The organism is Escherichia sp. E2586, from assembly GCF_005781105.1.
Classification (GTDB): Bacteria; Pseudomonadota; Gammaproteobacteria; order Enterobacterales; family Enterobacteriaceae; genus Escherichia.
The window spans coordinates 236,795-256,280 of sequence record NZ_VATN01000004.1 but is presented as its reverse complement, the minus strand read 5'-3'; the positions used below and the strand labels follow the sequence as shown (position 1 = coordinate 256,280).

The window sequence follows — 19,486 nt, the reverse complement described above, 5'->3', positions numbered from 1 at the left end:
TGAAAGATGGATTTTAATTTAAATGATGAGCAGGAACTGTTTGTCGCCGGTATCCGCGAACTGATGGCCAGCGAAAACTGGGAGGCCTATTTTGCCGAGTGCGACCGTGACAGCGTCTACCCGGAACGTTTTGTCAAAGCACTGGCGGATATGGATATCGACAGCCTGCTGATCCCGGAAGAGCACGGTGGTCTGGATGCGGGGTTTGTTACCCTCGCCGCCGTGTGGATGGAACTGGGTCGTTTGGGGGCGCCAACCTACGTGTTGTATCAGTTGCCTGGCGGGTTTAACACCATCCTGCGTGAAGGCACACAAGAGCAGATCGACAAGATTATGGCGTTTCGTGGTACCGGTAAGCAGATGTGGAACTCAGCGATTACCGAACCGGGCGCGGGCTCCGACGTGGGTAGCCTGAAAACGACTTATACCCGTAGAGATGGTAAGATTTATCTTAATGGCAGTAAGTGTTTTATTACCAGCAGCGCCTACACCCCGTACATCGTGGTGATGGCGCGCGACGGGGCTTCTCCGGACAAACCTGTCTACACCGAATGGTTTGTCGATATGAGCAAACCGGGCATCAAAGTGACCAAACTTGAGAAGCTCGGTCTGCGTATGGATAGCTGCTGTGAAATCACCTTTGACGATGTGGAACTGGACGAGAAAGACATGTTCGGTCGGGAAGGTAACGGCTTTAACCGCGTCAAAGAAGAGTTCGACCATGAACGTTTCCTGGTAGCCCTGACCAACTACGGTACGGCGATGTGCGCCTTTGAAGATGCGGCGCGCTACGCCAACCAGCGCGTGCAGTTTGGCGAGGCTATTGGTCGTTTCCAGTTGATTCAGGAAAAATTCGCCCACATGGCGATCAAATTAAACTCCATGAAAAACATGCTGTATGAAGCAGCGTGGAAAGCAGACAACGGCACCATCACCTCTGGTGATGCAGCGATGTGCAAATACTTCTGCGCTAATGCGGCATTTGAAGTGGTGGATAGCGCAATGCAGGTGCTGGGCGGTGTCGGGATTGCGGGCAACCACCGCATCAGCCGCTTCTGGCGTGATCTGCGTGTAGACCGCGTCTCCGGGGGATCTGACGAAATGCAGATCCTGACGCTGGGTCGCGCGGTGCTGAAGCAATACCGCTAAGTCCGTGCACTGCCTGATGCGACGCAGATGCGTTTTATCAGGTCTACGGAAGCACGAATGTCGGCCGGATAAGGCGTTTACGCCGCATCCGGCAGTCATGCGCTACACAAATTTTTCAGGAGCTAATAATGGATCATCTACCCATGCCGAAATTCGGGCCGCTGGCCGGATTGCGCGTTGTCTTCTCCGGTATCGAAATCGCCGGGCCGTTCGCCGGGCAAATGTTCGCAGAATGGGGGGCGGAAGTTATCTGGATCGAGAACGTCGCCTGGGCCGACACCATTCGCGTTCAACCTAACTACCCGCAGCTCTCCCGCCGCAATTTGCACGCGCTGTCGTTAAATATTTTCAAGGATGAAGGCCGCGAAGCGTTTCTGAAATTAATGGAAACCACCGATATCTTCATCGAAGCCAGTAAAGGTCCGGCCTTTGCCCGTCGTGGCATTACCGATGAAGTCCTGTGGCAGCACAACCCGAAACTGGTTATCGCTCACCTGTCCGGTTTTGGTCAGTACGGCACCGAGGAGTACACCAATCTTCCGGCCTATAACACCATCGCCCAGGCCTTCAGTGGTTACCTGATTCAGAACGGTGATGTTGACCAGCCAATGCCTGCCTTCCCGTATACCGCCGATTACTTTTCTGGCCTGACCGCCACCACGGCGGCGCTGGCAGCACTGCATAAAGTGCGTGAAACCGGTAAAGGCGAAAGTATCGACATCGCCATGTATGAAGTGATGCTGCGTATGGGCCAGTACTTCATGATGGATTACTTCAATGGCGGCGAAATGTGTCCGCGCATGACCAAAGGTAAAGATCCCTACTACGCCGGTTGCGGTCTGTACAAATGCGCCGACGGCTACATCGTGATGGAACTGGTGGGCATTACTCAGATTGCAGAATGCTTTAAAGATATCGGCCTCGCACATCTGCTCGGTACGCCGGAAATCCCGGAAGGCACCCAGCTTATCCACCGTATCGAATGCCCTTACGGACCACTGGTAGAAGAGAAACTCGATGCCTGGCTGGCGGCGCACACCATCGCGGAAGTTAAAGAACGCTTTGCTGAACTGAATATCGCCTGCGCCAAAGTGCTGACCGTACCGGAACTGGAAAGCAATCCACAGTATGTGGCTCGTGAATCAATCACCCAGTGGCAAACGATGGATGGTCGCACCTGCAAAGGGCCAAACGTGATGCCGAAATTCAAAAATAACCCAGGCCAAATCTGGCGCGGAATGCCATCACATGGCATGGATACGGCTGCCATTTTGAAAACTATCGGCTACAGCGAAAACGACATTCAGGAGTTGGTCAGCAAAGGTCTGGCCAAAGTTGAGGACTAAACGCGTGGCGCCAGTCGGCTTGCCTGACTAGCGCCCGCCCAATAACAAACGAACAAAATGGATAGAGGTGCAATGGATATCATTGGCGGACAACATCTACGTCAAATGTGGGACGATCTGGCGGACGTTTACGGTCATAAAACGGCGCTGATTTGTGAATCCAGCGGCGGGGTCGTTAACCGGTATAGTTATCTTGAGTTAAATCAGGAGATTAACCGCACGGCAAACCTGTTTTATACGCTGGGGATTCGCAAAGGCGACAAAGTTGCTCTACATCTCGACAACTGCCCGGAATTTATCTTTTGCTGGTTCGGGCTGGCAAAAATTGGCGCGATTATGGTGCCGATTAACGCCCGCCTGTTACGCGAAGAAAGCGTGTGGATCCTGCAAAATAGCCAGGCGTGCCTGCTGGTGACCAGTGCGCAATTCTATCCTATGTATCAACAGATTCAGCAGGAAGATGCCACTCAGTTGCGGCACATTTGCCTGACAGATGTGGCGCTTCCCGCTGATGATGGTGTGAGTTCGTTTACTCAACTGAAAAATCAACAACCTGCCACCTTGTGCTATGCACCGCCGCTAACGACCGACGATACGGCGGAAATTCTCTTTACCTCCGGTACCACTTCCCGACCGAAAGGGGTGGTGATTACCCATTACAACCTGCGCTTCGCTGGATATTACTCCGCCTGGCAGTGCGCACTGCGTGACGATGACGTCTACCTGACGGTAATGCCTGCGTTTCATATCGATTGCCAGTGTACTGCGGCGATGGCGGCGTTTTCTGCCGGAGCCACCTTTGTGCTGGTCGAGAAATACAGCGCCCGCGCCTTCTGGGGACAGGTACAGAAGTATCGCGCCACCGTTACCGAATGTATTCCGATGATGATCCGTACGTTGATGGTGCGACCGCCTTCAGCGAGCGATCAGCAACACCATCTGCGGGAAGTAATGTTTTATCTCAACCTGTCGGAGCAGGAAAAAGATGCGTTTTGTGAACGCTTCGGCGTTCGCTTGCTGACCTCTTATGGGATGACGGAAACCATTGTTGGCATTATCGGCGATCGCCCTGGCGATAAACGACGCTGGCCGTCGATTGGCCGGGCGGGATTTTGCTACGAAGCGGAGATCCGCGACGATCACAATCGTCCGCTCCCGGCTGGTGAGATCGGTGAAATCTGCATTAAAGGCGTACCGGGAAAAACCATCTTCAAAGAGTACTTTCTCAACCCGCAAGCCACTGCGAAAGTGCTGGAAGCTGATGGCTGGCTGCATACTGGCGATACCGGATACTGCGACGAAGAGGGCTTTTTTTATTTCGTCGATCGTCGCTGCAATATGATCAAACGCGGTGGGGAGAATGTCTCTTGCGTAGAGCTGGAAAATATTATCGCCGCGCACCCGAAAATTCAGGACATAGTGGTTGTTGGTATTAAAGATTCGATTCGCGATGAAGCCATCAAAGCGTTTGTGGTGCTGAATGAAGGTGAAATATTGAGCGAAGAGGAATTCTTCTACTTTTGCGAACAGAATATGGCGAAATTTAAAGTGCCCTCTTATCTGGAGATCAGAAAAGATCTGCCACGTAATTGCTCGGGGAAAATAATCAGAAAGGCGCTGAAATAAACACTACAGCAGGGTACTACTCTGTCTGGTAATAATCACGTTCAACAATAATATGCATTTTTTTGCAGGGCCGTTGTCGTCCCTGAAAAAGCAAAAATGGAGAAAAGGAATGAGCGAATCATTACATCTGACCCGCAACGGATCAATTCTGGAAATTACCCTAGATCGCCCAAAAGCGAATGCTATTGATGCGAAAACCAGCTTTGAAATGGGCGAAGTATTTCTAAATTTCCGTGACGATCCGCAATTACGTGTCGCCATTATTACCGGTGCCGGAGAGAAATTCTTTTCCGCAGGCTGGGATTTAAAAGCAGCAGCAGAAGGCGAAGCACCGGATGCTGACTTTGGTCCGGGTGGTTTTGCGGGCTTAACCGAAATTTTCAATCTGGATAAACCGGTCATCGCAGCCGTGAACGGATACGCCTTTGGCGGCGGTTTCGAACTGGCGCTGGCGGCAGATTTTATTGTTTGTGCCGATAACGCCAGCTTCGCCCTGCCGGAAGCCAAACTGGGCATCGTTCCTGACAGCGGCGGTGTGCTGCGTCTGCCGAAGATCCTGCCGCCTGCCATCGTCAATGAAATGGTGATGACCGGCAGAAGAATGGGCGCAGAAGAGGCGCTGCGTTGGGGGATAGTCAACCGCGTAGTTAGCCAGACGGAACTGATGGATAACGCCCGCGAACTGGCGCAGCAACTGGTTGACAGCGCCCCGCTGGCGATCGCGGCGCTGAAAGAGATCTACCGCACCACCAGCGAAATGCCAGTAGAAGAAGCGTATCGCTATATTCGCAGCGGCGTGTTGAAACACTACCCATCAGTTCTGCATTCGGAAGATGCCCTTGAAGGGCCGCTGGCGTTTGCCGAGAAGCGCGATCCGGTGTGGAAAGGACGTTAACAACCGTGAGCTATTACGCCTTTGAAGGGTTAATTCCAGTGGTTCACCCGACGGCGTTTGTCCATCCCAGTGCAGTATTGATTGGCGATGTGATTGTGGGGGCCGGAGTCTACATCGGCCCCCTCGCCTCGCTGCGTGGTGACTACGGGCGTTTGATCGTGCAAGCGGGAGCCAATATTCAGGATGGCTGCATTATGCATGGCTACTGCGACACTGACACCATCGTTGGAGAAAACGGCCATATCGGGCACGGAGCGATCCTGCATGGTTGTGTGATTGGTCGCGATGCATTGGTCGGGATGAACAGCGTGATTATGGATGGCGCGGTCATTGGCGAAGAGAGCATTGTTGCCGCCATGAGTTTTGTCAAAGCAGGCTTTAGCGGCGAGAAACGCCAGTTGTTGATGGGGACGCCAGCCCGCGCTGTACGCAGTGTGAGTGACGACGAGTTACACTGGAAGCGGTTAAATACCAAAGAATATCATGATCTTGTCGGGCGTTGTCATGCATCGTTACATGAAACGCAGCCGTTGAGGCAAATGGAGGAAAATCGCCCCCGTTTGCAGGGGACGACGGATGTGACGCCGAAACGGTAACATCGTCAGATGCGGCATAAACGCCTTATCCAACCCGGCAGGAAAGCCCCCGTAGGCAGGATAAGATGCGCCAGCATCGCATCCGGCGATAGCTGTCGGATGCGGCATAAACGCCTTATCCAACCCTGCTGGAGAGCAACCGTAGGCCGGATAAGATGCGCCAGCATCGCATCCGGCGACCAGGTCGCACGGTATCAACGAAATGACATTAACGACGCATACTCTTTGACAACATCATCTGCCACTTCTGCTCGCGGTTAAGTTCCGTGAGCGGAACGGCAGGAATACGCGGAGTCTTTCTTACGCCGACTAATTTATCCCGGCTGTTATTGCGCAGGCGCGCGTAAATTTGCTCATCGATATCGACCACTTTTACCAGTCGCTGGCACTGGCATCCCCGCCCTTCCAGCTTATTAGGGATCATCTTAACTTCGCAGCTTATTTCTGCGACTTCCGACAGAATATAAGTCAGGGTATTAACCGCCTTGCTGTGTTCAATATCGAAATGAATAGAGATCTCTCTTGCTATCACCCACCGGTTTTCAGCCATCATCCATTCGGCGATTAACAAATAGAGTGGTTTTTCAACACATCCTTCACACATACGAACTCCAGTTTCACAAATTAAAAGACTGGCTATGACTCGTTTTGCAGCAATTAAACAAGGCCATATTAAAATTGTGGATATATCGATAGTATGCAACCTAACGAAGGATTAGTGTGAGCAAAATCCTGCTTACGCCATCAAAAATATGAATTCCAACAAAGTTTTGTCTTACAGATAAAAAAACGGTCCTCTTTCGAGAACCGTATTAGTTATTCGATCAAATTGGCGAATAGAACATATCCGCCATCACACGCTATTATTTGATCTGTGCGTGCATTTCCTGCACCGAAATAACTTTTTCGGTCGCATCGGCATTCAGCGCCATCGCGGTAGCGAAACCACCGTTCAGGGTGGTGTCATAATGCACTTTATATTGCAGCGCACTGCGACGAATCACGCGGGAGTCTTCAATCGCGCGACGACCTGAGGTGGTGTTGATGATGTAGGTGTATTCGCCATTCTTGATACGGTCCTGAATGTGCGGACGACCTTCATGCACCTTGTTTACCAGACGCGGATTAATGCCCGCTTCGCCCAGCACAATCGCCGTGCCGTGGGTCGCATCCAGCTCGAAGCCCTGTTTCAGCAGTTTTGCCGCCAGGTCCACCACGCGTTCTTTGTCGCCTTCACGCACGGAGAGCAGCGCACGGCCCTGTTTCTTCATGGTGGAGTTACTGCCCAGCTGCGCTTTGGCAAATGCTTCAGCGAAGGTGCGCCCGACGCCCATCACTTCCCCGGTGGAGCGCATTTCTGGCCCTAACAGCGGGTCAACGCCCGGGAATTTGTTGAACGGCAGCACCACTTCTTTCACCGAGTAGTACGGCGGGATGACTTCTTTAGTCACGCCCTGCTCAGCCAGCGATTTGCCTGCCATCACGCGCGCCGCCACTTTTGCCAGCGGCACGCCGGTGGCTTTGGAGACGAACGGAACGGTACGCGCCGCACGCGGGTTAACTTCAATCAGGTAGACTTCGTTGTTTTTCACCGCAAACTGCACGTTCATCAGGCCGCGCACCTGCAATTCGAAGGCCAGTTTCTGCACCTGTTGGCGCATCACATCCTGAATTTCCTGACTTAAGGTGTACGCTGGCAGAGAACATGCGGAGTCACCGGAGTGCACGCCCGCCTGCTCAATATGCTCCATGATGCCGCCAATCAGCACCATTTCGCCATCGCAGATGGCGTCCACGTCAACTTCTACCGCGTCATCAAGGAAGTGATCCAGCAACACTGGCGCATCGTTAGACACGCTGACCGCCGTCTGGAAGTAGCGACGCAGGTCAGCTTCGTCGTAGACGATTTCCATCGCCCGACCGCCGAGAACGTAAGACGGGCGCACCACCAGCGGGTAGCCAATCTCTTTTGCCTTCTCAACCGCCATTTCAATAGCGGTAACGGTGGCGTTCGCCGGTTGTTTCAGTTTCAGACGGTCAACCGCATGCTGGAAGCGTTCACGGTCTTCCGCACGGTCGATAGCATCCGGGCTGGTACCGATAACCGGGACGCCAGCGGCTTCCAGCGCGCGCGCCAGTTTCAGCGGAGTCTGACCACCGTACTGGACGATAACGCCTTTCGGCTTCTCGATACGCACGATTTCCAGTACATCTTCCAGGGTTACCGGCTCGAAGTATAGACGGTCGGAGGTGTCGTAGTCGGTGGAGACGGTTTCCGGGTTACAGTTAACCATAATGGTTTCGTAACCGTCTTCACGCAGCGCCAGCGAGGCGTGTACGCAGCAGTAGTCGAATTCGATACCCTGACCGATACGGTTCGGGCCGCCGCCAAGCACCATGATTTTTTCACGGTCGGTAGACGGATTCGCTTCGCACTCTTCTTCATAAGTGGAGTACATATAAGCGGTGTCGGTGGCAAATTCTGCCGCACAGGTATCCACGCGCTTGTAAACCGGATGCAGGTCATACTGGTCGCGCAGCTTGCGGATTTCTGCTTCGCGTACGCCCGCCAGTTTTGCCAGACGCGCATCGGCAAAGCCTTTGCGTTTCAACTGGCGCAGGAAGTCAGCGTTCAGGCCAGTGATGCCCACTTCTGCCACTTTCTCTTCCAGACGCACCAGCTCTTCAATCTGTACCAGGAACCAGCGGTCAATGTTGGTCAGGTTGAAGACGCCGTCCACAGACAGGCCCGCACGGAAAGCATCGGCGATGTACCAGATACGCTCTGCGCCTGCATCTTTCAGTTCGCGGCGGATTTTGGTCAGCGCTTCCGGGTCATCGAGGCTGACTTTCGGGTCAAAGCCAGTCGCACCGACTTCCAGGCCGCGCAGCGCTTTTTGCAGGGACTCCTGCTGCGTGCGACCAATCGCCATCACTTCGCCAACCGATTTCATCTGAGTGGTCAGACGGTCGTTCGCACCGGCGAATTTCTCGAAGTTGAAGCGAGGAATTTTGGTAACCACGTAGTCGATAGACGGCTCGAAGGACGCCGGAGTACGCCCGCCGGTGATGTCGTTCATCAGTTCGTCGAGGGTGTAACCCACCGCCAGTTTCGCCGCCACTTTGGCAATCGGGAAACCAGTGGCTTTCGACGCCAGCGCCGAAGAACGCGACACGCGAGGGTTCATTTCGATAACAATCAGGCGACCGTTTTTCGGGTTCACCGCAAACTGGACGTTGGAACCACCGGTTTCAACGCCGATTTCACGCAGCACCGCCATCGAGGCGTTACGCATGATTTGATATTCTTTGTCGGTCAGCGTTTGCGCTGGCGCTACGGTGATGGAGTCACCGGTATGGATGCCCATCGCATCGAAGTTTTCGATAGAGCAGACGATGATGCAGTTGTCGTTTTTATCACGCACCACTTCCATCTCGTACTCTTTCCAGCCAATCAGCGACTCATCAATCAGCAGTTCTTTGGTCGGAGAGAGATCCAGACCGCGGGCGCAAATTTCTTCAAACTCTTCGCGGTTATAAGCGATACCGCCACCGCTACCGCCCATGGTAAAGGATGGGCGAATAATGCACGGGAAGCCCACGTCAGCGGCAACCGCCAGCGCTTCTTCCATCGTGTGTGCAATACCGGAACGCGCAGTTTCCAGACCGATTTTCTTCATCGCTACGTCGAAACGGCGGCGGTCTTCTGCTTTATCAATCGCATCGGCGGTAGCACCAATCATGGTGACACCGAACTCTTCCAGCACACCCTGACGCTCCAGCTCCAGCGCGCAGTTCAACGCCGTCTGACCGCCCATCGTTGGCAGCACTGCGTCCGGGCGCTCTTTTTCAATAATCTTGCGTACCACTTCCCAGTGAATCGGCTCGATGTAGGTCGCATCAGCCATTTCCGGGTCGGTCATGATGGTCGCCGGGTTGGAGTTCACCAGAATAACGCGGTAACCCTCTTCGCGCAGGGCTTTACATGCTTGCGCGCCAGAGTAGTCAAACTCACACGCCTGACCGATAACAATCGGGCCCGCACCCAGAATCAGGATACTTTTTATATCTGTACGTTTTGGCATGACTCTTTTACTCCTGATTACTTAGCGGTTTTACGGTACTGCTCAATTAACTCGATAAAGTGGTCGAACAACGGCGCTGCGTCGTGCGGACCAGGGCTGGCTTCAGGGTGACCCTGGAAGCTGAACGCCGGTTTATCGGTGCGATGAATCCCCTGTAACGTACCGTCGAACAGGGATTTATGTGTAACACGCAGGTTTGCAGGTAATGTTGCTTCATCCACCGCAAAACCGTGGTTCTGGGCGGTGATCATCACCACGTTTTTCTCAACATCTTTCACCGGATGGTTGCCGCCGTGGTGTCCGAACTTCATCTTAATGGTCTTCGCACCGCTCGCCAGCGCCAGCAACTGATGGCCGAGGCAGATGCCGAATACCGGGATGTCGGTTTCGAGGAATTTCTGGATGGCAGTAATAGCGTAATCGCACGGGGCCGGGTCGCCAGGACCGTTGGAGAGGAAGATACCGTCTGGATTCATTTTCAGCACATCTTCCGCAGAAGTTTGCGCCGGAACGATGGTCAGGCGGCAGCCTCTGTCCACCAGCATCCGCAGGATGTTGCGCTTGGCACCGAAATCGTAGGCCACGACGTGGAACGGCAGCTCGTCTTCTTTTTTCGCTTCTGGCAGGCCGCCGGTCAGCGTCCAGCTCCCTTGTGTCCAGCTATAGGCTTCTGCGGTGGTCACTTCTTTTGCCAGATCCATGCCGTTCAGACCTGGGAACGCGCGGGCTTTTTCTAATGCCAGCGCCGCATCCGGGTTATCGCCCGCGATAATGCAGCCATTCTGTGCGCCTTTCTCGCGCAGTAAACGCGTCAGCTTACGGGTATCGATATCGGCAATCGCCACGATGTTATGGCGTTTCAGGTAAGAAGAGAGGTCTTCGGTGTTGCGGAAGTTGCTGGCAATCAGCGGCAGGTCGCGAATCACCAGACCTTGTGCATGTACCTGAGAAGATTCTTCATCGGCGTCATTAGTGCCGACATTGCCAATATGGGGATAAGTAAGAGTAACGATTTGACGAGAATAGGAAGGATCAGTGAGGATTTCTTGATAACCGGTCATTGAAGTATTGAAAACGACTTCCCCAACCGCCGAACCTGTTGCCCCTATGGCCCGACCGTGAAACTGGGTTCCGTCTTCCAGAACCAATAGCGCTGACTTAATCAAAACACCCTCCAGAGAATATTCACTCACTTTATTTGCATATTAATTCGCAATGATGACGCAAATCAATGCAAATCTGCCTACCGACGAATTTCTGGCAAACGGCGGCATTCTGGAGATATGGGCGCTAAAAGTCAACTCAATCGCGGTATTTATTATATGATTTTATGCGTCATGCATATTTTTATGGCATTAAGTGACAAAAAGATCACCTAACGTAGTCAGGAAAACGCTTGCACAGCGAGAAGAATGTAAAAACAAAATTCACTCGGAAAAAAGTGGACCAGATGGTCAAAATTTACATTAAAACAACAAAAACCACAGACAAAACTTTATATTTTTAGCAATTTGCATCAACAATTAAGAAAAAAACACAAAATAAAAGGGCCAAAAATCAAAGCCCTTTATAATCAACGAATTAGATATGTTATTTTTGCATCAATACAAATGTTTTGTGGTTATAATTTATTGAGATCCAGCACATCTCGCATATCAAAAAGACCATTTTTCTTGCCATTTAGCCACAATGCCGATCTTACCGCACCGTTAGCAAATGTCATGCGGCTGGACGCCTTATGGGTAATCTCCAGACGTTCGCCGATATCGGCGAACATGGCGGTATGTTCACCCACGATGTCACCCGCTCGTACAGTGGCAAAACCAATGGTGCCAGGAACACGTTCACCGGTATGGCCCTCACGACTGTAGACCGCGCAATCTTTCAGGTCTTTGTCCAGTGCATGAGCAATCGCCTCCCCCATCGCCAGCGCAGTGCCTGACGGCGCATCGACTTTATGTCTATGATGTGCTTCGATAATTTCAATATCGGTGTAGTCACCCATTACCTGAGTGGCTTTCTCCAGCAGCTTAAGCATGACGTTAACGCCAACGCTAAAATTGGCGGCAAAGACAATCGCAATATCTGTGGCAGCGTCACGAATCGCTTGTTTGCCAGCGTCATCAAAACCCGTGGTACCAATCACCATCCCTTTACCATGCTGGCGACAAAAAGCGAGATGGTTCAGCGTACCTTCCGGACGGGTAAAATCGATAAACACATCAAAATCATCTTTTACCGCGTCGAGGCTGCTTTGCACGGTAACGCCTGTTTTTCCGACTCCGGCCAGTTCACCAGCGTCGCTGCCCAGTAAAGAAGATCCTTCGCGCTCCAGCGCCGCGCCCAGCTGCACGCCTTCTAATGCCAGCGCCGCCTGAATCAACTGGCGGCCCATACGCCCCCCGGCTCCCGCGATGGCAACGCGGATGTTTGCATTATGCATAGCTATTCTCTTTTGTTAATTTGCATAGACCGTTTTCAGAGTAACCAGCGCATCGCTACGCCGCCAGCCAAAAACGCTGATAATTAGAAATTAATGATAAACAGGGAGGGATATCAGTGAAAGGCATGACGCAGAAAGTGATGCGTCATACCATCTGTCATTATGCCTGGTCTTGTGACTTTGACGGCAGGCAGCAAAGTATAAGCAGAATTACGCCCGTAACAGGGATCAACACGACAATAATGACCCACCACCCTGGATATCCGATATCGTGCATCCTTCTGACGGCTAGCGCCATCGCCGGTACGGCAAAAATCAACGTTAAAATAAATGACGCGGGCAGCGCAAAAAAAATGAAAACACCATAGTCATTGTTCATTGTTTCCGCAAACCACCAGCATAAAAGCGGTAGCAGACAGATAACGACACTACCGATCATAAACGACCAGAACTCAAAACGGGTGGCGACACCTTCATAATTAAAGATGTTTTTCCACCCTTCCAAATACGCTTCTCCATACGTCATAGAACACTTCCTTGTTTTCTGATTAGTTCGCCAGGGCCAGCACTTCCGCCACCCACTGCTGAAAGCCTTTCACATCCAGATCCAGCGCCACCTGCACGTTTGCAGGTTTACTCAGGCAACCGTCGATATCAACAACCGTAGTACCTGAGGTAAATTCGCCCTGCGTTTCCACTGCCACAAAACACGGCTTGAGAGTGAATAAGTCCGGGCGCACCAGCCAGGCGATGGCGCAGAGATCGTGCATACGCAGGCCGCTTTGCATACTGCCGCTACGGTAGTGACTAAACAAGGCGTGCAGCATTTTTCCGGTACGATTCAACTCCGGCAATGTAGCAAGATAATCAGGAGCTAACACCGCCTGATTGGTGACATCCAGACCGCACATGACGATTTCGATGCCGCTACGGAAGACGCACGCAGCCGCTTCTGGATCGGCAGCGATATTAAACTCGGCGTTTGGTGTGCAGTTGCCGCGTCCGGCAGAACCACCCATGATCACCAGACGGCGAATATGCGGTTTGCATTCCGGGCATTGTGAAAGTAACAGCGCAATATTGGTTAACGGGCCGATGGCTACCAGAGTAACAGGCTCAGGCGCACGCAGCAGGGCATCCCGAATAGCCAGAAATGCGGGTTTGTCCAGTGGGCTTCTGTTGTGCTCGACAAAGTCGTAGCCAGCCATTCCCGATTCACCGTGCACAGATGCTGCATTACGCGGTGCGCGTACCAGCGGCACGGCAGCTCCCTGGGCAAGCGGAATCTCCGCATTCCAGAAATGCAGCAGTTGCAGGGCGTTGCGGGTAGTTTTCTCAACCGAGACATTACCTGCGACGGTGGTCATCAGTTGCAGGTCGAGCTCGGGGGCAAAAATCGCGGCGGCAATGGCGACGGCATCGTCAATGCCGGGGTCTGTATCGAGGAAAATAGGTAAACGCATGTTTTCTCCATAAAAAATGCCGGTAACAAGACCGGCATTTTCGCATAACTTAGGCTGCTAATGACTTAATCAACTTCACGAATATCGACACGCAACTCTTTCGGCACTTCGAAAACGATATTTTCTTCGCGGCCTTCCAGCGGAATGGCTTCGCCACCGCCAAGCTGCTGTAAACGTGCGACTACGTTCTGTACCAGAATATCCGGAGCCGACGCGCCAGCAGTCACACCGACGCATTTCACCTCTTTTACCCACTCTTCCTGGATATCTGTCGCATCGTCAATCAAAAACGCCCGTTTGCCCATGCGCTGGGCCAGTTCCGCCAGACGGTTGGAGTTGGAGGAGTTTTTCGAACCGACCACCAACACCACTTCTGCCTGCTCTGCCAGGGCGCGTACCGCTTCCTGACGGTTGGTGGTGGCGTAGCAGATATCATCTTTGCGCGGCCCGACAATTTTCGGGAAGCGTTTACGCAGCGCGTCGATGACATCAGACGTGTCATCCACCGATAGCGTGGTCTGGGTCATAAAGGAGAGTTTCTCTTCGTTTTTGACCGTCAGTTTCCACACGTCGTCCGGCGACTCGACCAGATACATTCCCCCTTCCGGGTTACTGTACTGGCCCATCGTACCTTCCACTTCCGGATGCCCGGCGTGGCCGATGAGAATCGACTCTTCGCCACGACGGCTGGCGCGCGCGACTTCCATATGCACTTTGGTCACCAGCGGACAGGTCGCGTCAAATACCGTCAAATCGCGACTTTTCGCTTCGTTGCGGACTGCCTGAGAAACACCGTGTGCGGAAAAAATCAGGATCGCGCCGTCCGGCACTTCGCTGATCTGCTCAATAAAGATAGCCCCGCGCTCGCGCAGGCTATCGACCACGTAGCGGTTATGCACCACTTCGTGACGGACATAAATCGGTGCGCCGTAAATGGCCAGCGCGTTTTCAACAATGCTGATAGCGCGGTCTACCCCGGCACAAAAACCACGTGGGTTGGCCAACAGGATCTGCATGTTACGCCTCCAGCGCCGGATCGATTTCCAGCACTTCAATATCAAAATGAACGGTCTGCCCGGCCAGTGGATGGTTGAAATCGACGGTAATGGAGTCACCGTTAATTTCGCGGATCACGCCAGGCATCTCACTGCCATCCATTGCGGTAAAAAGCATTATTGCGCCAATTTCTGGCTCGCCTGCATCCATAAACTCACGGCGGGAGAAGTACTGAATCAGGTCCGGTGACGGCACGCCAAACGCCGCATCTGGCTCCAGCGAGAAGGTGGTTTTATCGCCCACTTTCAGCCCCAGCAGATGTTGCTCCAGCCCTTCGGAAAGAGAAGCATCACCCAGGCGGAATAGCGCCGGTTTACCGTTGTTGCGGGTAGACTCGGCGGTGGTGCCATCGTCGAGTTTTAGCGTGAAGTGCACCAGGACGGCGCTATTGCTCTGTACAGATTCAGACATGCAGGTTTGCTCTTATATTTTGAGGATTTTTGCCGGATGCGCCTACGATTTCGCAGCAATCTGTAGGCCGGATAAGATGCGTTAGCATCGCATCCGGCAGGGTTTATTATTGTTTTTTCGCTTTAGAAGGCAAAAAACCTTCCAGCACAATCAGTGCCGCCCCGACACAGATTGCAGTATCGGCAAGGTTGAAGGTGGCGAAGTGCCAGTCGCCGACGTAGAAGTCGATCATATCGACAACGAAGCCATGCCACAGGCGGTCGAACAGATTGCCCAGCGCGCCGCCAATAATCAGCGCGTAAGCGATATTGTTTAGCTTTTGCGTCGCCTTCGAGCGATACATCATCACCACCAGGGTAACGCTAATACCAATCGCTATACCGGCAAAGAACCAACGCTGCCAGCCGCCGCTATCGGCAAGGAAACTAAACGCCGCGCCATAGTTACGCGCATAATGCAGATTAAGCGACGGGAACAGCGGGACCGTATCCCCCAGAGCAAAGTTCTGGAGGATCAGGTATTTGCTGCCCAGATCGATAATCAGCACGACTACCACCAGCCACAGCCAGCGTAGCCCTGTTGAACAGATCGATTGACTCATCAGGCAAACTTACGTTTTTCACCGTCACCGGCGACGTTGCTGACACAGCGGCCGCAGATTTCTGCGTGTTCCGCCACCTTGCCGACATCCTGGGTGTAGTGCCAGCAGCGTGGACACTTCTCACCTTCGGCACGAGTTACAACTGCCTGAACGGTTGTATTACCAGGGTTATACTGGATATTTTCATCATTGATACCGCCAGCCTCATCAGAAATGACGAATTGAGACGTAATGAAAATGAATCTCGCCTCTTCGCCCAGACGTTTTAGCTTCGCAATAGTCCCCAGATCATCGTCAGCATATTTCAGCGTAACTTTAGCTTCCAGATTAGACTTGATGCCATTCGCCTTCTGATTTTCCAGTTCTTTGTTTACCTGATCTTTGATGTAACGAACATCGTCCCAGAAGGAATCATTAAATTCCTCATCATCTGCCAGGCCAAACAGGCCTTCGTACCACTCGCCGGTGAAGACGTATTTTTCACGCTCGCCCGGCAGGTAGCCCCACACTTCATCTGCGGTGAAGGAGAGGATAGGTGCCATCCAGCGAACCAGCGCTTCTGCGATGTGATACAGCGCAGTCTGGCAGCTACGACGCGCCACACTGTCCGCTTTGGCGGTGTACTGACGGTCTTTGATGATGTCGAGGTAGAAGGAACCCATCTCAACGGAACAGAAGCGCATCAGACGCTGTACCACTTCGTGGAAATCGTATGCTTCGTACGCCTTGAGGATGTCTTCCTGTGCCGCTTTCGCACAACCTACGGCCCAGCGATCCAGTACCACCATCTCTTCCGGTTTCACCATATCTTTTGCCGGATCAAAACCATTGAGGTTTGCCAGCAGGAAGCGTGCGGTGTTACGGATACGACGATAGCTGTCGGCAGCACGTTTCAGGATCTCGTCAGAAACGGCCATTTCACCGGTGTAGTCGGTAGATGCCACCCACAGACGCAGAATATCCGCGCCCAGTTTATTCATCACATCCTGCGGCGAAACGGTGTTGCCGATGGATTTAGACATCTTGCGACCCTGACCATCCACGGTAAAGCCGTGGGTCAGTACCTGACGATACGGCGCTTTGCCCTTCATCGCGGTAGAGATCATCAGAGAAGACATGAACCAGCCGCGGTGTTGGTCAGAACCTTCCAGATACATGTCCGCTGCGTGACCAGCAAATTCAGGACGCACGTCAACAACGGAAGAGTGGGTAGATCCGGAGTCAAACCATACGTCGAGAGTATCCGGCACTTTCACATACTGGTCAGCTTCGTCGCCGAGGATCTCTTTCGCATCGAGATCCCACCACGCCTGGATGCCATCAACTTCAACGCGTTTAGCCACTTCTTCCATAAGTTCGAGGGTACGCGGATGCAGTTCTTCCGTGTCTTTATGCACGAACAGTGACATCGGTACGCCCCAGGTGCGCTGACGGGAGATACACCAGTCAGGACGGTTAGCGACCATCGACTCGATACGCGCCTGGCCCCAATCCGGGATCCACTGCACGCCTTTGATCTCTTTCAGCGACTGCGCGCGCAAACCTTCTTTGTCCATGCTGACGAACCACTGCGGTGTCGCGCGGAAGATGATCGGCGTTTTGTGACGCCAGCAGCACGGATAGCTGTGCTGCATTTTCTCAACGTGCAGCAGCGCGCCTTTTTCCTGCAGCAGCGCAACGACGATGTCGTTCGCTTTGAAGACATTCACGCCATCCAGCGTCGGGTAAGTGCCCGGCAGATAAGTGCCGTCCGGGCCAACCGGGTTAGCGGTTTCCAGACCGTATTTCTGGCCAATCACATAGTCGTCCGGACCGTGGCCAGGCGCGGTGTGAACGGCACCGGTACCAGCATCCAGGGTAACGTGATCGCCGAGGATTGCCGGAACGTCGAAGCCCATAAACGGATGGGTAAAGCGCAGCAGCTCAAGCTCCGCACCTTTTACCGTGCCGAGAATGGTGTAATCGGTAACGCCGATACGCTGCATTACGCTTTCAACCAGATCTTTCGCCAGAATCACGGCCTGACCGTCGATCTGCACCAGCGCATAGTCGAAATCCGGTGCAATAGAGATTGCGCGGTTTGCAGGCAGAGTCCACGGCGTGGTGGTCCAGATTACCAGCGAGATTGGGCCGTTAACGTTGCTGACGCCAAATTTTGCTTTCAGCGCATCCTGATCGACCGCCTGGAAAGCGACGTCGATGGACGGAGACGTTTTGTCATAATACTCAACTTCCGCTTCTGCCAGTGCAGAACGGCAGTCAACGCACCAGTGCACTGGCTTCGCGCCTTTGTGCAGGTGACCGTTGCCGATGATTTTGCCCAGCGCGCGGATGATGTTGGCTTCAGTTTTGAAGTCCATGGTCAGGTACGGGTGCGACCAGTCGCCCAGCACGCCCAGACGGATAAAGTCTTTGCGCTGACCGTCAACCTGGGTAGCTGCGTATTCGCGGCACTTGGCGCGGAACTCGGCAGCAGTGAATTTCTCACCCGGCTTACCGTATTCTTGCTCTACTTTCAGCTCGATCGGCAGACCGTGGCAGTCCCAGCCAGGCACATACGGCGAGTCATAACCGGAAAGTCCTTTGGACTTCACGATAATGTCTTTCAGAATCTTGTTAACCGAGTGACCAATATGAATGCTGCCATTCGCATAAGGAGGGCCATCATGCAGAATGAAGGTTTTTTTGCCTTTTTTAGCCGCACGAATGATGCCGTACAGGTCATCATCAGTCCAACGCGCCAGCATTCCCGGTTCGCGTTTGGCGAGATCGCCACGCATCGGGAACCCTGTTTCCGGCAAATTCAGGGTTGATTTATAGTCACTCATCAGATTCTCGGTTCCGTATTTCGGTTTGATTACATAACAGGCTTAAGCCGGTTTTGTTAGCCCAAAAAATTCGCGGGCGGTTAATTCATCACGCGCAATCTGCGCTTTCAGTTCGTCCAGCGACGCAAATCGCTGCTCATTGCGTATTTTTTTACGCAGCACTACTTGTATATGGCGACCGTAAAGGTCCATTGCAACATCTAACAAATGCACTTCCAGCTGCTGGCGAATACCGGCAACCGTTGGACGTGTTCCGATGTTTGCCACGCCGGGTAACGGCTTTTCGCCGAGGCCCAGCACTTCCACCGCATAAACCCCTTTCACCGGGGAAACCTGACGGCGTAGCGGTACATTCGCCGTCGGGAAACCTATCGTGCGCCCTAATTCATCACCGTGGACCACACGCCCGGAGATGGCAAACGGGTGCCCCAGTAAACTTTCTGCCAGAGCCAGATTATCGTCTGCAAGTGCCTGACGCACAGCGGTGCTGCTGATACGCACGCCACCTTCGCAAAAAGTTTGCGTACTGGTAATGTCAAAGCCGTATTCCACGCCAGCTTTCTGTAATAACAAGAAATCGCCTTCACGACCAGCGCCAAAGCGGAAATCATCACCCACGGCGAGGAATTTTACCCGCAAATGCTTCACCAGTAGATCGCTGATGAAGTTTTGCGCAGTCAGCGCCGCAAAGCGCCTGTCGAAACGCACGCACAGCACGTAATCTACGCCACACTCTGCAAGGTAACGCAGTTTTTCCCGCAGTCGGGTCAGTCTTGCCGGGGCTTTATCGGTAGCAAACAGTTCCAGTGGTTGAGGTTCAAAAAGCATCACCATCACCGGTAAGTTTCGCCTGCGCCCTTCTTCCTGCAAGCCCTGCAACAGCGCGCGATGACCTCGATGCACGCCGTCGAAATTACCAATAGTCAGCACACACCCTTCTTGCGGGGCCTGGCTGAGATTATGTATGCCGCGTATCAGCTTCATGTC

Annotated in this window: 16 protein-coding genes; 5 read left to right on the top strand and 11 right to left on the bottom strand. The window is 53.0% G+C overall.

What is annotated here, in order from left to right:
* The first annotated feature begins 6 nt into the window (after nucleotides 1-6).
* The 5 genes from caiA (at nucleotide 7) to caiE (ending at nucleotide 5,612) form a co-directional block, all read left to right on the top strand.
* The gene (caiA, locus tag FEK50_RS04385; protein ID WP_130217474.1) at nucleotides 7-1,149 is read left to right on the top strand and encodes a crotonobetainyl-CoA dehydrogenase; all 1,143 of its coding nucleotides are present in this window, start codon (nucleotides 7-9) and stop codon (nucleotides 1,147-1,149) included.
* A gap of 128 nt (nucleotides 1,150-1,277) precedes the next feature.
* Nucleotides 1,278-2,495, top strand: a complete 1,218-nt coding sequence (gene caiB, locus FEK50_RS04380; RefSeq protein WP_130204851.1) for an L-carnitine CoA-transferase — start codon at nucleotides 1,278-1,280, stop codon at nucleotides 2,493-2,495.
* 72 nt (nucleotides 2,496-2,567) lie between these two features.
* Complete coding sequence (gene caiC / locus FEK50_RS04375; protein WP_131161389.1) at nucleotides 2,568-4,121, top strand: crotonobetaine/carnitine-CoA ligase; 1,554 nt, start codon at nucleotides 2,568-2,570, stop codon at nucleotides 4,119-4,121.
* Between the two features lie 109 nt (nucleotides 4,122-4,230).
* On the top strand, nucleotides 4,231-5,016 hold the full coding sequence (gene caiD, locus FEK50_RS04370; protein ID WP_130259614.1) for a crotonobetainyl-CoA hydratase: 786 nt from the start codon (nucleotides 4,231-4,233) through the stop codon (nucleotides 5,014-5,016).
* Nucleotides 5,017-5,021: 5 nt separating this feature from the next.
* On the top strand, nucleotides 5,022-5,612 hold the full coding sequence (gene caiE, locus FEK50_RS04365) for a carnitine operon protein CaiE (RefSeq protein WP_131161266.1): 591 nt from the start codon (nucleotides 5,022-5,024) through the stop codon (nucleotides 5,610-5,612).
* A gap of 208 nt (nucleotides 5,613-5,820) precedes the next feature.
* Here caiE and caiF read toward each other — a convergent pair whose 3' ends face one another.
* From caiF to ribF, 11 genes are all read right to left on the bottom strand, one after another.
* Nucleotides 5,821-6,216: a carnitine metabolism transcriptional regulator CaiF gene (gene caiF, locus FEK50_RS04360; protein ID WP_130204845.1), complete on the bottom strand. Its 396-nt coding sequence runs from the start codon at nucleotides 6,214-6,216 to the stop codon at nucleotides 5,821-5,823.
* 259 nt (nucleotides 6,217-6,475) lie between these two features.
* Nucleotides 6,476-9,697, bottom strand: a complete 3,222-nt coding sequence (carB, locus tag FEK50_RS04355; protein WP_130259612.1) for a carbamoyl-phosphate synthase large subunit — start codon at nucleotides 9,695-9,697, stop codon at nucleotides 6,476-6,478.
* Between the two features lie 17 nt (nucleotides 9,698-9,714).
* Complete coding sequence (gene carA, locus FEK50_RS04350) at nucleotides 9,715-10,863, bottom strand: glutamine-hydrolyzing carbamoyl-phosphate synthase small subunit (protein WP_001589662.1); 1,149 nt, start codon at nucleotides 10,861-10,863, stop codon at nucleotides 9,715-9,717.
* Between the two features lie 455 nt (nucleotides 10,864-11,318).
* A complete protein-coding gene (gene dapB, locus FEK50_RS04345; RefSeq protein WP_130204841.1) occupies nucleotides 11,319-12,140 on the bottom strand; it encodes a 4-hydroxy-tetrahydrodipicolinate reductase in 822 nt (273 codons plus the stop codon).
* Between the two features lie 160 nt (nucleotides 12,141-12,300).
* On the bottom strand, nucleotides 12,301-12,666 hold the full coding sequence (locus FEK50_RS04340; RefSeq protein WP_130204839.1) for a DUF805 domain-containing protein: 366 nt from the start codon (nucleotides 12,664-12,666) through the stop codon (nucleotides 12,301-12,303).
* A 22-nt stretch (nucleotides 12,667-12,688) separates the two neighbouring features.
* Nucleotides 12,689-13,603: a ribonucleoside hydrolase RihC gene (gene rihC / locus FEK50_RS04335; protein WP_130204837.1), complete on the bottom strand. Its 915-nt coding sequence runs from the start codon at nucleotides 13,601-13,603 to the stop codon at nucleotides 12,689-12,691.
* Between the two features lie 65 nt (nucleotides 13,604-13,668).
* Nucleotides 13,669-14,619 (bottom strand): 4-hydroxy-3-methylbut-2-enyl diphosphate reductase, encoded by a 951-nt coding sequence (ispH, locus tag FEK50_RS04330; RefSeq protein ID WP_130204835.1) that lies wholly within the window; start codon nucleotides 14,617-14,619, stop codon nucleotides 13,669-13,671.
* A gap of 1 nt (nucleotide 14,620) precedes the next feature.
* A complete protein-coding gene (gene fkpB / locus FEK50_RS04325) occupies nucleotides 14,621-15,070 on the bottom strand; it encodes an FKBP-type peptidyl-prolyl cis-trans isomerase (protein ID WP_000004655.1) in 450 nt (149 codons plus the stop codon).
* A gap of 106 nt (nucleotides 15,071-15,176) precedes the next feature.
* A complete protein-coding gene (gene lspA / locus FEK50_RS04320; RefSeq protein WP_000083385.1) occupies nucleotides 15,177-15,671 on the bottom strand; it encodes a signal peptidase II in 495 nt (164 codons plus the stop codon).
* Nucleotides 15,671-18,499 carry an isoleucine--tRNA ligase gene (gene ileS, locus FEK50_RS04315; protein WP_131161267.1) on the bottom strand — a complete coding sequence of 943 codons (2,829 nt, stop codon included), beginning with the start codon at nucleotides 18,497-18,499 and terminating at the stop codon, nucleotides 15,671-15,673. The genes lspA and ileS overlap by 1 nt, the downstream gene beginning before the upstream one ends.
* Nucleotides 18,500-18,541: 42 nt before the next feature.
* Nucleotides 18,542-19,483: a bifunctional riboflavin kinase/FAD synthetase gene (gene ribF / locus FEK50_RS04310; protein ID WP_130204831.1), complete on the bottom strand. Its 942-nt coding sequence runs from the start codon at nucleotides 19,481-19,483 to the stop codon at nucleotides 18,542-18,544.
* Between the last annotated feature and the right edge of the window lie 3 nt (nucleotides 19,484-19,486).